Genomic DNA, 14,226 nt, shown 5'->3' with positions numbered 1-14,226 from the left:
TTGCCACGGGGTTCTGGTAGTTTTGTGTATTTTAGTTTGTTAACATTCTGCTAAATTATCGTGGGCCATCGGTCCAGATAAGGGAGATATGATGAAGCAGGCATTACGAGTAGCATTTGGTTTTCTCATACTGTGGGCATCAGTTCTGCATGCTGAAGTCCGCATTGTGATCGACAGCGGTGTAGATTCCGGTCGTCCTATTGGTGTTGTTCCTTTCCAGTGGGCGGGTCCTGGTGCGGCACCTGAAGATATTGGCGGCATCGTTGCTGCTGACTTGCGTAACAGCGGTAAATTTAATCCGTTAGATCGCGCTCGTCTGCCACAGCAGCCGGGTAGTGCGCAGGAAGTACAACCAGCTGCATGGTCCGCACTGGGCATTGACGCTGTAGTTGTCGGTCAGGTCACTCCGAATCCGGATGGTTCTTACAATGTTGCTTATCAACTTGTTGACACTGGCGGCGCACCGGGTACTGTACTTGCTCAGAACTCGTACAAAGTGAACAAGCAGTGGCTGCGTTATGCTGGTCATACCGCCAGTGATGAAGTGTTTGAAAAACTGACCGGCATTAAAGGTGCGTTCCGTACCCGTATTGCCTACGTTGTTCAGACCAACGGCGGTCAGTTCCCGTATGAACTGCGCGTATCTGACTATGACGGTTACAACCAGTTTGTCGTTCACCGTTCACCGCAGCCGCTGATGTCTCCGGCGTGGTCACCAGACGGTTCTAAACTGGCTTATGTGACCTTCGAAAGCGGTCGTTCCGCGCTGGTCATCCAAACGCTGGCAAATGGCGCTGTACGTCAGGTGGCTTCATTCCCGCGTCACAACGGTGCACCTGCATTCTCGCCAGACGGCAGCAAACTGGCATTCGCCTTGTCGAAAACCGGTAGTCTGAACCTGTACGTAATGGATTTGGCTTCTGGTCAGATCCGCCAGGTGACGGATGGTCGCAGTAACAATACCGAACCGACCTGGTTCCCGGACAGCCAGAACTTGGCATTTACTTCTGACCAGGCCGGTCGTCCACAGGTTTATAAAGTGAATATCAACGGCGGTGCGGCACAACGTATTACCTGGGAAGGTTCGCAGAACCAGGATGCGGATGTCAGCAGCGACGGTAAATTTATGGTAATGGTCAGCTCCAATGGTGGGCAGCAGCACATTGCCAAACAAGATCTGGCAACGGGAGGCGTACAAGTTCTGTCGTCCACGTTCCTGGATGAAACGCCAAGTCTGGCACCTAACGGCACTATGGTAATCTACAGCTCTTCTCAGGGGATGGGATCCGTGCTGAATTTGGTTTCTACAGATGGGCGTTTCAAAGCGCGTCTTCCGGCAACTGATGGACAGGTCAAATTCCCTGCCTGGTCGCCGTATCTGTGATAATAATTAATTGAATAGTAAAGGAATCATTGAAATGCAACTGAACAAAGTGCTGAAAGGGCTGATGATTGCTCTGCCTGTTATGGCAATTGCGGCATGTTCTTCCAACAAGAACGCCAGCAATGACGGCAGCGAAGGCATGCTGGGTGCCGGCACTGGTATGGATGCGAACGGCGGCAACGGCAACATGTCTTCCGAAGAGCAGGCTCGTCTGCAAATGCAACAGCTGCAGCAGAACAACATCGTTTACTTCGATCTGGACAAGTACGATATCCGTTCTGACTTCGCTCAAATGCTGGATGCACATGCAAACTTCCTGCGTAGCAACCCGTCTTACAAAGTCACCGTAGAAGGTCACGCGGACGAACGTGGTACTCCGGAATACAACATCTCCCTGGGTGAACGTCGTGCGAACGCCGTTAAGATGTACCTGCAGGGTAAAGGCGTTTCTGCAGACCAGATCTCCATCGTTTCTTACGGTAAAGAAAAACCTGCAGTACTGGGTCATGACGAAGCGGCATACTCCAAAAACCGTCGTGCGGTACTGGTTTACTAAGAGAATTGCATGAGCAGTAACTTCAGACATCAACTATTGAGTCTGTCGTTACTGGTTGGTATAGCGGCCCCCTGGGCCGCTTTTGCTCAGGCACCAATCAGTAGTGTCGGCTCAGGCTCGGTCGAAGACCGCGTCACTCAACTTGAGCGTATTTCAAATGCTCACAGCCAGCTTTTAACCCAACTCCAGCAACAACTCTCTGATAATCAATCCGATATTGATTCCCTGCGCGGTCAGATTCAGGAAAATCAGTATCAACTGAATCAGGTCGTGGAGCGGCAAAAGCAGATCCTGTTGCAGATCGACAGCCTCAGCAGCGGTGGTGCAGCGGCGCAATCAACCAGCGGTGATCAAAGCGGTGCGGCGACATCAACGACGCCGACAGCTGATGCTGGTACTGCGAATGCTGGCGCGCCGGTGAAAAGCGGCGATGCAAACACGGATTACAATGCAGCAATTGCGCTGGTGCAGGATAAATCCCGCCAGGATGACGCAATGGTGGCATTTCAGAATTTCATCAAAAATTACCCTGATTCAACTTACCTGCCAAACGCCAATTATTGGCTGGGTCAGTTAAACTACAACAAGGGTAAAAAAGATGATGCGGCGTATTATTTTGCTTCGGTAGTGAAAAACTATCCGAAGTCACCGAAGGCTGCAGATGCGATGTTTAAAGTCGGCGTCATCATGCAGGACAAAGGTGACACCGCAAAAGCGAAAGCCGTATACCAGCAGGTTATCAGTAAATACCCTGGTACTGATGGCGCTAAACAGGCGCAAAAACGTCTGAACGCGATGTAATGCATAACACACGACCAGAAGTCGCATTATTTCTGGTCGTGTCGTGCGAATCATAAGCAGTTGAGTGATCTACATCGAAATTTTTGTTGCGCTCAAGTCTGAAATCAGTAATATATGCCGCCGTTGCCACGGGATATCAAACAAACCGAAAGCAACGAAAAAGTGGGTCGTTAGCTCAGTTGGTAGAGCAGTTGACTTTTAATCAATTGGTCGCAGGTTCGAATCCTGCACGACCCACCAATCGCTAAGGTGGACGCGGTAGTAAAACGTGAAGGATAACGTTGCGTCAGCAACGGCCCGAAGGGCGAGACGAAGTCGAGTCATCCTGCACGACCCACCACTAACCTAGTTAGTTGTAGTATCCAGCGTAGTATCGGGTGATTAGCTCAGCTGGGAGAGCACCTCCCTTACAAGGAGGGGGTCGGCGGTTCGATCCCGTCATCACCCACCACCGGGTCGTTAGCTCAGTTGGTAGAGCAGTTGACTTTTAATCAATTGGTCGCAGGTTCGAATCCTGCACGACCCACCACTAATTACGGTGGGTTCGGTGGAAGTAGTTTGTAGTATCCAGCGCAGTATCGGGTGATTAGCTCAGTTGGGAGAGCACCTCCCTTACAAGGAGGGGGTCGGCGGTTCGATCCCGTCATCACCCACCACTCGGGTCGTTAGCTCAGTTGGTAGAGCAGTTGACTTTTAATCAATTGGTCGCAGGTTCGAATCCTGCACGACCCACCAATTTTAACATCAAACTCAGATGTTAAGCGTGAAGGATAACGTTGCGTCAGCAACGGCCCGTAGGGCGAGCGAAGCGAGTCATCCTGCACGACCCACCAATTTTAAAGATTGGTTCCGAGTAGAAATCTTTCAGGTAACACCCGTATGGGTCGTTAGCTCAGTTGGTAGAGCAGTTGACTTTTAATCAATTGGTCGCAGGTTCGAATCCTGCACGACCCACCATCCTGAATGATTAAAGCAGCATAATCCCGCAAGGGGTCGTTAGCTCAGTTGGTAGAGCAGTTGACTTTTAATCAATTGGTCGCAGGTTCGAATCCTGCACGACCCACCAATGTAAAAAAGCGCCCTAAAGGCGCTTTTTTGCTATTCAGGCATCTCTCAATTTCAATTCTTAACCCAGATGACATACTCCGCGTTTGCTGCGTAAACAACTTTACGTCGGAGAAATAAGACGCAAAGTGTGGCATTCGGCATCTCATACGTAATTCGAGTGACTTTTCCCCACCATTCGACTATCTTGTTTAGCATATAAAACAAATTACACCGATAACAGCGAATATTACGCTCATGTCGGTTTTAACGTTAAGCCTGTAAAACGAGATGGTAAGATGAGCGTGATGTTTGATCCAGACACGGCGATTTATCCTTTCCCCCCGAAGCCGACGCCGTTAAGCATTGATGAAAAAGCGTATTACCGCGAGAAGATAAAACGTCTGCTAAAAGAACGTAATGCGGTGATGGTTGCCCATTACTATACCGATCCCGAAATTCAACAACTGGCAGAAGAAACCGGTGGCTGTATTTCTGATTCTCTGGAAATGGCGCGCTTCGGTGCAAAGCATCCCGCTTCTACGTTGTTAGTCGCTGGGGTGAGATTTATGGGAGAAACCGCCAAAATTCTCAGTCCGGAAAAAACAATTCTGATGCCGACACTTCAGGCTGAATGTTCACTGGATCTCGGCTGCCCTGTTGAAGAATTTAACGCATTTTGCGATGCCCATCCCGATCGTACTGTCGTCGTCTACGCCAACACTTCTGCTGCGGTAAAAGCGCGCGCAGATTGGGTGGTAACTTCAAGCATTGCCGTCGAACTTATTGATCATCTGGATAGTTTGGGTGAAAAAATCATCTGGGCACCTGACAAACATCTGGGGCGTTACGTGCAAAAACAGACGGACGCAGACATTTTATGCTGGCAGGGTGCCTGCATTGTGCATGATGAGTTTAAGACTCAGGCGTTAACCCGCTTGCAAGAAGAATACCCGGATGCTGCCATACTGGTGCATCCAGAATCACCGCAAGCTATTGTAGAGATGGCGGATGCGGTCGGTTCCACCAGTCAACTGATCGCTGCTGCGAAAACATTGCCACATCAGCGACTTATCGTGGCAACCGATCGGGGTATTTTCTACAAAATGCAGCAGGCGGTGCCAGATAAAGAGTTACTGGAAGCACCAACCGCGGGTGAGGGCGCAACCTGCCGCAGCTGCGCGCATTGTCCGTGGATGGCCATGAATGGCCTTCAGGCCATCGCAGAGGCATTAGAACAGGAAGGAAGCAATCACGAGGTTCATGTTGAGGAAAGGCTGCGAGAGAGGGCGCTGGTGCCGCTCAATCGTATGCTGGATTTTGCGGCTACACTACGTGGATAACGAATAATAAGGCGTAACGTTACGCTTTGGGGGAAAGATGGATTTTTTTAGTGTGCAGAATATCCTGGTACATATACCAATAGGGGCAGGCGGTTATGATCTCTCATGGATCGAAGCGGTAGGCACGATCGCCGGGTTGCTGTGTATTGGCCTTGCCAGTCTGGAGAAGATCAGCAACTACTTCTTTGGCCTGATCAACGTCACCTTGTTTGGCATTATTTTCTTTCAGATTCAGCTGTATGCCAGCCTGCTATTACAGGTGTTTTTCTTTGCCGCGAATATTTACGGTTGGTATGCGTGGTCGCGACAAACCAGTCAGAACGAGGCGGAGTTGAAAATTCGCTGGTTGCCATTGCCGAAGGCGCTAAGCTGGTTGGCGGTTTGCGTTGTTTCGATTGGTCTGATGACGGTATTTATCAATCCGGTGTTTGCATTTTTGACCCGCGTGGCAGTCATGATCATGCAAGCATTAGGATTACAGGTTGTGATGCCTGAACTGCAACCGGACGCTTTCCCGTTCTGGGATTCATGCATGATGGTGTTATCTATCGTGGCAATGATTCTGATGACGCGTAAGTATGTGGAAAACTGGCTGTTGTGGGTGATTATTAACGTGATTAGCGTCGTTATTTTTGCACTTCAGGGCGTTTACGCCATGTCTCTGGAGTACATCATCCTGACCTTTATTGCCCTCAACGGCAGCCGGATGTGGATCAACAGCGCACGCGAAAGAGGTTCACGCGCGCTGTCCCATTAATGGTGATGATGTGAATGGCCAGACACCCCTTCATTCAGGTGGCAGTCTGGCCCATGACAAGGTTGATATTCCATCTGAATGGTGGCGTGCTCAATCTGATAGTGATCCATCAGGTAGTGTTGGATCTGATCTAACAAGGCATCGTGATCGTGTGGCGGGATCACCTGCACATGCAGCGTCATCACCGGCTTCTCGCCTACCATCCATACATGTACATGGTGCACATTGCGGACTTCCGGGATTTCCCGGCACATACGACGCTTCAGTTCGGCGATATCCAGCGATACCGGTGCACCTTCAAGTAATTCATTCACGCTATCTTTCAACAGTCGCCACGCGCTACGCAGAACCAGAAGCGACACCAGTATTGAGAGAATGGGGTCAGCAGGTGTCCAGCCGGTCCAGATAATAATCAACGCGGCAATAATAGCCCCAACCGAACCCAGCAGGTCCCCGAGCACATGCAGTGCCGCTGCTCGCACGTTGAGGTTTTTCTCTTCGCTGCCGTGATGAAGTAACCAGAAAGAAAGTATATTTGCCAGCAGCCCAGCCACGGCAATTGCCATCATCATGCCGCCCTCGACCGGACGCGGAGTGCGGAAGCGTTCTATCGCCTCCCAGACAATCAAAATAGTAATCACCACCAGGGCGATGGCATTCACAAACGCCGCGAGCGTGGTCAATCTTAGCCAACCGAAAGTGTGGCGAATGGTGGGAGGACGACGGGAAAATTGCACTGCGAGTAGGGCGAAAAGCAGGGCGGCAGTATCGGTCAACATATGACCCGCATCGGCCAGCAATGCCAGAGAACCGGAAAGAAAACCACCAATGACTTCTACGAGCATAAACCCGGCAGTCACGCCGAAAGCATACAACAAGCGACGAGCATTATTATCTTCTGGCAGGTGTGAGGAAGTGTGTGAGTGTGAGTGCGCCATGACGAGTCATCCCTTAATTATTCTCACTTAACTTTATGACATCATACTGCTTTTAGAAGGGAAAAATTAAAAGGGAGAGACTCCGCTCTCCCATTATTGGCTATTTCGCAGGGTTACTGCGTGGTACCGTCGGTTTTGGTATCGACATCATTGTTGATGCCATCACCGGTTTGGACTTTTTTATTGATATCCGGGCAGCGACCATCTTTGCACATGGTGTTCTTGTGCTCTTCATCTTTGGTCATGCCGTCGTTGTTCATTGAAGAACCATCCGGATGCAGCATTGTGCCTCCAGAACCGGTATTTACCCCGTTATTGTCGACGTTATTTGGCGCGACATTTTCACGGGCGTCAGGGGCTACCTGGCCCGCATCAGCTGCGGCGTTTGCCTGGCCGTTATTGCTTTGCGCTCCGCTATCGGCTGCCAGTGCGGCACCGCTGGCAAGGCTTAGAGTGGCAGTCAAAAATAGTGTGGCCAGTTTTGTCATTTTCATAGGATGCTCCTGTTATGGTCGTTATGTCGGATAACCTCTTCCAACAGTGCATTTGCAGGTGAATATAAGGCAATGGTTTAAGATTTCAGCCAGGCAAAGATACCCAGCAGAGAATCTTGAAATAATTAACAAACAAAGGAGTTACAGTTAGAAATTGTAGGAGAGATCTCGTTTTTCGCGACAATCTGGCGTTTTTCTTGCTAATTCCAGGATTAATCCGTTCATAGTGTAAAACCCCGTTTACACATTCTGACGGAAGATATAGATTGGAAGTATTGCATTCACTAAGATAAGTATGGCAACACTGGAACAGACATGAATTATCAGAACGACGATTTACGCATCAAAGAAATCAAAGAGTTACTTCCTCCTGTCGCATTGCTGGAAAAATTCCCCGCTACTGAAAATGCCGCGAATACGGTCGCCCATGCCCGAAAAGCGATCCATAAGATCCTGAAAGGTAATGATGATCGCCTGTTGGTTGTGATTGGTCCGTGCTCAATTCATGATCCTGTCGCGGCTAAAGAGTATGCCACTCGCTTGCTGACGCTGCGTGAAGAGCTGCAAGATGAGCTGGAAATCGTGATGCGCGTCTATTTTGAAAAGCCGCGTACTACGGTAGGCTGGAAAGGGCTGATTAACGATCCGCATATGGATAACAGCTTCCAGATCAACGACGGTCTGCGTATTGCCCGAAAATTGCTGCTCGATATTAACGACAGCGGTCTGCCAGCGGCGGGTGAATTCCTGGATATGATCACCCCACAATATCTCGCTGACCTGATGAGCTGGGGCGCAATTGGCGCACGTACTACGGAATCGCAGGTGCACCGCGAACTGGCGTCTGGTCTTTCTTGCCCGGTAGGCTTCAAAAATGGCACTGATGGTACGATTAAAGTGGCTATCGATGCCATTAATGCCGCCGGTGCGCCGCACTGCTTCCTGTCCGTAACGAAATGGGGGCATTCGGCGATTGTGAATACCAGCGGTAACGGCGATTGCCATATCATTCTGCGCGGCGGTAAAGAGCCTAACTACAGCGCGAAGCACGTTGCTGAAGTGAAAGAAGGGCTGAACAAAGCAGGCCTACCAGCACAGGTGATGATCGATTTCAGCCATGCTAATTCGTCCAAACAATTCAAAAAGCAGATGGATGTTTGTGCTGACGTTTGCCAGCAGATTGCCGGTGGCGAAAAGGCCATTATTGGCGTGATGGTGGAAAGCCATCTGGTGGAAGGCAATCAGAGCCTCGAGAGCGGGGAGCCGCTGGCCTACGGAAAGAGCATCACTGATGCCTGCATCGGCTGGGAAGATACCGATGCTCTATTACGTCAACTGGCGAATGCAGTAAAAGCGCGTCGCGGGTAAGGTTTAATTGTCGGATGCGCCGTCAGAGTGGCGTATCCGATGAATCACCGTAGCCCTGACAAGACGCGTAGCGTCGCATCAGGCAATGTGCTCCATTGTTAGCAACGACAAACAAAAAAGCCGGCTCACTTGCAGTCGGCTTTCTCATTTTTAAGCGAATGACGTTTACTTCGCTTTACCCTGGTTCGCAACGGCCGCTGCTTTCGCCGCGATCTCGTCAGCATTACCCAGATAATAGCGTTTCAACGGTTTGAAATTCTCGTCGAACTCATACACCAGTGGCACACCAGTCGGGATATTCAGCTCAAGAATCTCTTCTTCGCTCATGTTATCGAGATATTTCACCAGCGCACGTAACGAGTTACCGTGTGCGGCGATGATTACGCGCTCACCGCTCTTCATACGCGGCAGAATGGTTTCATTCCAGTAAGGGATCACGCGGTCAATGGTCAGCGCCAGGCTTTCCGTCAGTGGCAGTTCTTTCTCGCTCAGCTTCGCGTAACGTGGATCGTGACCCGGATAACGCTCATCATCTTTAGTCAGTTCCGGCGGAGTCACTGCAAAACCACGACGCCACTGTTTTACCTGCTCGTCGCCATACTTTTCAGCAGTTTCTGCTTTGTTCAGACCCTGCAACGCACCGTAGTGACGTTCGTTCAGTTTCCAGGATTTCTCAACGGGCAGCCATGCCTGATCCAGTTCGTCCAGCACATTCCACAGGGTATGAATAGCGCGTTTCAGCACAGAGGTGTAAGCAAAGTCAAAGCTGTAACCTTCCTCTTTCAGCAGCTTACCTGCTGCTTTTGCTTCGCTTACGCCTTTCTCAGACAGATCCACGTCGTACCAACCGGTGAAACGGTTTTCTTTGTTCCACTGACTTTCGCCATGACGAACCAGAACCAGCTTAGTTACAGCCATATACTTACTCCTCAAATCATCTTTTAATGATAATAATTCTCATTATATTGCCGTGACGAAGCAACAGCAATGCTTACGCATAACCATAGCGAAAATAGTGTCGCAGTGTAAGGTTGTTGTGAATATTGAGTTGCAAATATGTCGGTGTTTGCTGGTGATTTGAACAATATGAGGATAAAGCCCTCATGACGAGGGCTTAACATTACTGAGCAATAAACTGATATTCCGTCAGGCTGGAATACTCTTCGCCAGGACGCAGGAAGCAGTCTGGTTGCGGCCATTCAGGGTGGTTCGGGCTGTCCGGCAGAAATTCGCTTTCCAGAGCCAGCCCTTGCCAGTCGGCGTAAGGTTCGGTTCCCCGCGACGGTGTGCCGCCGAGGAAGTTGCCGGAGTAGAATTGCAGAGCCGGAGCGGTGGTGTAGACCTTCAGCTGCAATTTTTCATCTGCTGACCAGACATGCGCCGCCACTTTCTTGCCATCGCCTTTGGCCTGTAACAAGAACGCGTGATCGTAACCTTTCACTTTGCGCTGATCGTCGTCGGCAAGAAACTCACTGGCGATGATTTTGGCGCTGCGGAAATCAAAAGACGTTCCGGCGACAGATTTCAGGCCGTCGTGCGGAATGCCGCCTTCATCAACCGGCAGATATTCGTCCGCCAGAATCTGCAACTTGTGATTGCGCACGTCAGACTGCTCGCCGTCAAGATTGAAATAGACGTGATTAGTCATATTCACCGGGCAAGGTTTATCAACTGTGGCGCGATAAGTAATGGAGATACGGTTATCGTCGGTCAGACGATATTGCACCGTCGCACCGAGATTACCCGGGAAGCCCTGATCGCCATCATCTGAACTCAGGGCAAACAGTACCTGACGATCATTCTGGTTCACAATCTGCCAGCGACGTTTGTCGAACCCTTCCGGGCCGCCGTGCAGCTGGTTAACGCCCTGACTTGGCGAAAGCGTCACGGTTTCACCGTCAAAGGTATAACGGCTATTGGCGATGCGGTTGGCATAACGACCAATAGAGGCCCCCAGAAACGCGGCCTGATCCTGATAGCATTCCGGGCTGGCACAGCCGAGCAGCGCCTCGCGGACGCTGCCATCGGAAAGCGGAATACGGGCTGAAAGTAAAGTCGCACCCCAGTCCATCAGCGTGACTACCATCCCTGCGTTGTTACGCAAAGTTAACAGTCGGTACGGCTGACCATCGGGTGCCAGTGCGGGAGTTTCGTTCAGCACTGTCCTGCTCCTTGTGATGGTTTACAAACGTAAAAAGTCTCTTTAATACCTGTTTTTGCTTCATATTGTTCAGCGACAGCTTGCTGTACTGCAGGCACCAGCTCTTCCGGGATCAGCGCGACGATACAGCCGCCAAATCCGCCGCCGGTCATGCGTACGCCACCTTTGTCGCCAATCACAGCTTTGACGATTTCTACCAGAGTGTCAATTTGCGACACGGTGATTTCGAAATCATCGCGCATAGAGGCATGAGACTCCGCCATCAACTCGCCCATACGTTTCAGGTCGCCTTGCTCCAGCGCGTTGGCAGCTTCAACGGTGCGGGCGTTTTCAGTCAGGATATGACGCACGCGTTTCGCCACGATTGGGTCCAGTTCATGCGCAACAGCGTTGAACTCTTCAATGGTGACATCGCGCAGGGCTGGCTGCTGGAAGAAACGCGCACCGGTTTCGCACTGTTCACGACGGGTGTTGTATTCGCTGCCAACCAGGGTACGTTTGAAGTTACTGTTGATGATGACGACAGCCACACCTTTGGGCATGGAAACTGCTTTGGTCCCCAGTGAGCGGCAGTCAATCAGCAAGGCATGATCTTTCTTGCCGAGTGCGGAAATTAGCTGATCCATGATCCCGCAGTTACAGCCAACAAACTGGTTTTCTGCTTCCTGACCGTTAAGCGCGATTTGTGCGCCGTCCAGCGGCAGATGATAAAGCTGCTGCAATACGGTTCCGACCGCGACTTCCAGTGAAGCGGAAGAACTTAACCCAGCACCCTGCGGCACATTGCCGCTGATCACCATGTCCACACCGCCGAAGCTGTTGTTACGCAGTTGCAGATGTTTCACCACGCCACGAACGTAGTTCGCCCATTGATAGTTTTCATGCGCGACAATGGGCGCATCGAGGGAAAACTCGTCGAGCTGATTTTCATAATCGGCTGCCATTACGCGAACTTTACGGTCATCGCGTGGCGCACAGCTGATCACGGTTTGATAATCAATCGCGCAGGGCAGAACGAAACCGTCGTTGTAGTCGGTGTGTTCACCAATCAAATTCACGCGGCCAGGCGCCTGAATGGTGTGAGTGGCAGGGTAGCCAAATGCGTTGGCAAACAGAGATTGTGTTTTTTCTTTCAGACTCATTTCTTACACTCCGGATTCGCGAAAATGGATATCGCTGACTGCGCGCAAACGCTCTGCTGCCTGTTCTGCGGTCAGGTCTCGCTGGGTCTCTGCCAGCATTTCATAACCAACCATAAATTTACGTACGGTGGCGGAGCGCAACAGAGGCGGATAAAAGTGCGCGTGCAGCTGCCAGTGTTGATTCTCTTCGCCATTAAATGGCGCGCCGTGCCAGCCCATAGAGTAGGGGAAGGAGCACTGGAAGAGGTTGTCATAACGACTGGTCAGCTTTTTCAACGCCAGCGCCAAATCGCTGCGCTGGGCGTCGGTCAAATCGGTGATCCGCAAAACGTGGGCTTTGGGCAGCAGTAGCGTTTCGAACGGCCAGGCAGCCCAGTAAGGCACAACGGCTAACCAGTGTTCGGTTTCGACAACGGTACGGCTACCGTCTGCCAGCTCGCGCTGAACATAATCCACCAGCATTGGCGATTTCTGCTCGGCAAAATATTCTTTTTGCAGGCGGTCTTCGCGCTCAGCTTCGTTAGGCAGGAAGCTATTTGCCCAAATCTGTCCGTGCGGATGCGGGTTAGAGCAGCCCATCGCCGCACCTTTGTTTTCAAAGACCTGCACCCATGGGTATGTTTTCCCCAGTTCTGCGGTTTGCTCCTGCCAGGTTTTGACGATTTCCGTCAATGCCGCAACGCTGAGTTCTGGCAACGTTTTACTGTGATCCGGTGAAAAGCAGATCACCCGGCTGGTACCGCGCGCGCTCTGGCAACGCATCAGCGGATCGTTGCTTTCTGGCGCATCTGGCGTGTCAGACATCAAGGCCGCAAAGTCATTAGTGAAAACGTAAGTCCCGGTGTAATCGGGGTTTTTATCGCCTGTCACCCGCACATTACCTGCGCAGAGGAAGCAATCTGGATCGTGCGCAGGTAACACCTGTTTGGCTGGCGTTTCCTGCGCCCCCTGCCAGGGGCGCTTAGCGCGGTGCGGTGAAACCAGAATCCATTGCCCGGTGAGCGGGTTGTAGCGGCGATGTGGATGATCAACGGGATTAAATTGCGTCATGGTCGTTCCTTAATCGGGATATCCCTGTGGATGGCGTGACTGCCAGTGCCAGGTGTCCTGCGCCATTTCATCGAGTGTGCGCGTCACGCGCCAGTTCAGTTCACGGTCGGCTTTGCTGGCGTCCGCCCAGTAGGCCGGAAGGTCGCCCTCGCGACGCGGTGCAAAATGATAGTTAACTGGTTTGCCGCAGGCTTTGCTGAAGGCATTAACCACGTCCAGCACGCTGCTGCCTACGCCAGCGCCGAGGTTGTAGATGTGTACGCCTGGCTTGTTCGCCAGTTTCTCCATCGCCACGACGTGACCGTCCGCCAGATCCATTACGTGGATGTAATCGCGTACGCCAGTACCGTCTTCGGTCGGATAATCGTTACCAAAAATCGCCAGCGAGTCGCGACGGCCTACAGCAACCTGGGCGATGTATGGCATCAGGTTATTCGGAATGCCTTGCGGATCTTCGCCCATATCGCCCGACGGATGTGCGCCAACCGGGTTGAAGTAGCGCAGCAGGGCAATGCTCCAGTCCGGCTGGGCTTTTTGCAGATCGGTGAGGATCTGTTCAACCATCAGTTTGCTTTTGCCGTAAGGGCTTTGCGGTGTGCCGGTCGGGAAGCTTTCAACGTATGGAATTTTGGGCTGATCGCCATAGACGGTGGCGGAGGAGCTAAAAATAAAGTTTTTGACGTTCGCGGCGCGCATGGCGCTAATCAGGCGCAGGGTGCCGTTAACATTGTTGTCGTAATATTCCAGCGGTTTTTGTACCGATTCGCCAACGGCTTTCAGCCCGGCGAAGTGGATCACAGTGTCGATAGCGTGATCGTGCAGGATCTCGGTCATCAACGCTTCGTTACGGATATCGCCTTCAACAAACGTTGGATGTTTGCCGCCTAAACGCTCGATAACAGGCAGTACGCTGCGCTTACTGTTACAGAGGTTATCAAGAATGATGACATCATGACCGTTTTGCAGTAATTGCACACAGGTATGACTTCCAATGTAACCGCTACCACCGGTAACCAGAACTCTCATAATTCGCTCCATTAGGCTTATGGTATGAAATAACCATAGCATAACAAAGATGCGAAAAGTGTGACATGGAATAAATTAGTGGAATCGTTTACACAAGAATTTAGCCGTTTTTTATGCGCGATTAAGTGATTATAAAACAGAGGGTTTATGAATGATTGCGCT

The 14,226-nt window shown here is 51.1% G+C and carries 13 protein-coding genes and 7 tRNA genes; 13 read left to right on the top strand and 7 right to left on the bottom strand.

From position 1 onward, the window contains the following. Nucleotides 1-91: 91 nt before the first annotated feature. The 12 genes from tolB (at nucleotide 92) to pnuC (ending at nucleotide 5,885) form a co-directional block, all read left to right on the top strand. The gene (tolB, locus tag ACJHX3_RS19275) at nucleotides 92-1,384 is read left to right on the top strand and encodes a Tol-Pal system beta propeller repeat protein TolB (RefSeq protein WP_001469076.1); all 1,293 of its coding nucleotides are present in this window, start codon (nucleotides 92-94) and stop codon (nucleotides 1,382-1,384) included. Between the two features lie 34 nt (nucleotides 1,385-1,418). Next, complete coding sequence (gene pal / locus ACJHX3_RS19270; protein WP_001295306.1) at nucleotides 1,419-1,940, top strand: peptidoglycan-associated lipoprotein Pal; 522 nt, start codon at nucleotides 1,419-1,421, stop codon at nucleotides 1,938-1,940. Nucleotides 1,941-1,949: 9 nt separating this feature from the next. Beyond that, nucleotides 1,950-2,741: a cell division protein CpoB gene (cpoB, locus tag ACJHX3_RS19265; RefSeq protein ID WP_000097573.1), complete on the top strand. Its 792-nt coding sequence runs from the start codon at nucleotides 1,950-1,952 to the stop codon at nucleotides 2,739-2,741. A 164-nt stretch (nucleotides 2,742-2,905) separates the two neighbouring features. After that, nucleotides 2,906-2,981, top strand: a tRNA-Lys gene (locus tag ACJHX3_RS19260). A 135-nt stretch (nucleotides 2,982-3,116) separates the two neighbouring features. After that, nucleotides 3,117-3,192, top strand: a tRNA-Val gene (locus ACJHX3_RS19255). 2 nt (nucleotides 3,193-3,194) lie between these two features. Beyond that, a tRNA-Lys gene (locus tag ACJHX3_RS19250) sits at nucleotides 3,195-3,270 on the top strand. A 51-nt stretch (nucleotides 3,271-3,321) separates the two neighbouring features. Continuing rightward, nucleotides 3,322-3,397, top strand: a tRNA-Val gene (locus ACJHX3_RS19245). Nucleotides 3,398-3,400: 3 nt separating this feature from the next. Then, nucleotides 3,401-3,476, top strand: a tRNA-Lys gene (locus ACJHX3_RS19240). Nucleotides 3,477-3,622: 146 nt separating this feature from the next. Continuing rightward, nucleotides 3,623-3,698: transfer RNA gene (locus tag ACJHX3_RS19235), tRNA-Lys, on the top strand. A 33-nt stretch (nucleotides 3,699-3,731) separates the two neighbouring features. After that, nucleotides 3,732-3,807 (top strand) — tRNA-Lys (locus tag ACJHX3_RS19230). 277 nt (nucleotides 3,808-4,084) lie between these two features. Further along, a complete protein-coding gene (gene nadA / locus ACJHX3_RS19225) occupies nucleotides 4,085-5,128 on the top strand; it encodes a quinolinate synthase NadA (protein WP_000115279.1) in 1,044 nt (347 codons plus the stop codon). 37 nt (nucleotides 5,129-5,165) lie between these two features. Beyond that, entirely contained in the window at nucleotides 5,166-5,885 is a 720-nt protein-coding gene (gene pnuC / locus ACJHX3_RS19220; RefSeq protein WP_000345410.1) for a nicotinamide riboside transporter PnuC, read from the top strand. Here the strand turns inward: pnuC and zitB are convergent. Both zitB and ACJHX3_RS19210 read right to left on the bottom strand, forming a co-directional pair. Beyond that, nucleotides 5,882-6,823, bottom strand: a complete 942-nt coding sequence (gene zitB / locus ACJHX3_RS19215; protein WP_000951276.1) for a CDF family zinc transporter ZitB — start codon at nucleotides 6,821-6,823, stop codon at nucleotides 5,882-5,884. The genes pnuC and zitB overlap by 4 nt on opposite strands. A 113-nt stretch (nucleotides 6,824-6,936) precedes the next feature. Beyond that, a complete protein-coding gene (locus tag ACJHX3_RS19210; protein WP_000784342.1) occupies nucleotides 6,937-7,317 on the bottom strand; it encodes a YbgS-like family protein in 381 nt (126 codons plus the stop codon). A 315-nt stretch (nucleotides 7,318-7,632) separates the two neighbouring features. Here ACJHX3_RS19210 and aroG point away from each other — a divergent pair, with 315 nt between their 5' ends. After that, nucleotides 7,633-8,685 (top strand): 3-deoxy-7-phosphoheptulonate synthase AroG, encoded by a 1,053-nt coding sequence (aroG, locus tag ACJHX3_RS19205; RefSeq protein ID WP_001109212.1) that lies wholly within the window; start codon nucleotides 7,633-7,635, stop codon nucleotides 8,683-8,685. Between the two features lie 165 nt (nucleotides 8,686-8,850). On the opposite strand, the gene gpmA is transcribed toward aroG, so the two are convergent. From gpmA to galE, 5 genes are all read right to left on the bottom strand, one after another. Continuing rightward, complete coding sequence (gene gpmA / locus ACJHX3_RS19200; protein ID WP_001295305.1) at nucleotides 8,851-9,603, bottom strand: 2,3-diphosphoglycerate-dependent phosphoglycerate mutase; 753 nt, start codon at nucleotides 9,601-9,603, stop codon at nucleotides 8,851-8,853. Nucleotides 9,604-9,805: 202 nt separating this feature from the next. Next, nucleotides 9,806-10,846, bottom strand: a complete 1,041-nt coding sequence (gene galM / locus ACJHX3_RS19195) for a galactose-1-epimerase (RefSeq protein WP_000931390.1) — start codon at nucleotides 10,844-10,846, stop codon at nucleotides 9,806-9,808. After that, entirely contained in the window at nucleotides 10,840-11,988 is a 1,149-nt protein-coding gene (gene galK / locus ACJHX3_RS19190; protein WP_000053413.1) for a galactokinase, read from the bottom strand. The genes galM and galK overlap by 7 nt, the downstream gene beginning before the upstream one ends. Nucleotides 11,989-11,991: 3 nt before the next feature. After that, nucleotides 11,992-13,038: a galactose-1-phosphate uridylyltransferase gene (galT, locus tag ACJHX3_RS19185; protein WP_000191508.1), complete on the bottom strand. Its 1,047-nt coding sequence runs from the start codon at nucleotides 13,036-13,038 to the stop codon at nucleotides 11,992-11,994. A gap of 9 nt (nucleotides 13,039-13,047) precedes the next feature. Next, nucleotides 13,048-14,064: a UDP-glucose 4-epimerase GalE gene (gene galE, locus ACJHX3_RS19180; RefSeq protein ID WP_001265443.1), complete on the bottom strand. Its 1,017-nt coding sequence runs from the start codon at nucleotides 14,062-14,064 to the stop codon at nucleotides 13,048-13,050. Nucleotides 14,065-14,226: the final 162 nt, after the last annotated feature.

Origin of the sequence: Escherichia sp. WS1265 (assembly GCF_046487585.1) — a bacterium.
Lineage (GTDB): Bacteria > Pseudomonadota > Gammaproteobacteria > Enterobacterales > Enterobacteriaceae > Escherichia > Escherichia coli.
This window is presented reverse-complemented; position numbering and strand designations above follow the sequence as displayed.

Coding starts and splice junctions, on each gene's coding strand:
- tolB (WP_001469076.1), top strand. CDS start 92: ATGAAGCAGGCATTACGAGTAGCATTTGGTTTTCTCATACTGTGGGCA.
- pal (WP_001295306.1), top strand. CDS start 1,419: ATGCAACTGAACAAAGTGCTGAAAGGGCTGATGATTGCTCTGCCTGTT.
- cpoB (WP_000097573.1), top strand. CDS start 1,950: ATGAGCAGTAACTTCAGACATCAACTATTGAGTCTGTCGTTACTGGTT.
- nadA (WP_000115279.1), top strand. CDS start 4,085: ATGAGCGTGATGTTTGATCCAGACACGGCGATTTATCCTTTCCCCCCG.
- pnuC (WP_000345410.1), top strand. CDS start 5,166: ATGGATTTTTTTAGTGTGCAGAATATCCTGGTACATATACCAATAGGG.
- zitB (WP_000951276.1), bottom strand. CDS start 6,823: ATGGCGCACTCACACTCACACACTTCCTCACACCTGCCAGAAGATAAT.
- ACJHX3_RS19210 (WP_000784342.1), bottom strand. CDS start 7,317: ATGAAAATGACAAAACTGGCCACACTATTTTTGACTGCCACTCTAAGC.
- aroG (WP_001109212.1), top strand. CDS start 7,633: ATGAATTATCAGAACGACGATTTACGCATCAAAGAAATCAAAGAGTTA.
- gpmA (WP_001295305.1), bottom strand. CDS start 9,603: ATGGCTGTAACTAAGCTGGTTCTGGTTCGTCATGGCGAAAGTCAGTGG.
- galK (WP_000053413.1), bottom strand. CDS start 11,988: ATGAGTCTGAAAGAAAAAACACAATCTCTGTTTGCCAACGCATTTGGC.
- galT (WP_000191508.1), bottom strand. CDS start 13,038: ATGACGCAATTTAATCCCGTTGATCATCCACATCGCCGCTACAACCCG.
- galE (WP_001265443.1), bottom strand. CDS start 14,064: ATGAGAGTTCTGGTTACCGGTGGTAGCGGTTACATTGGAAGTCATACC.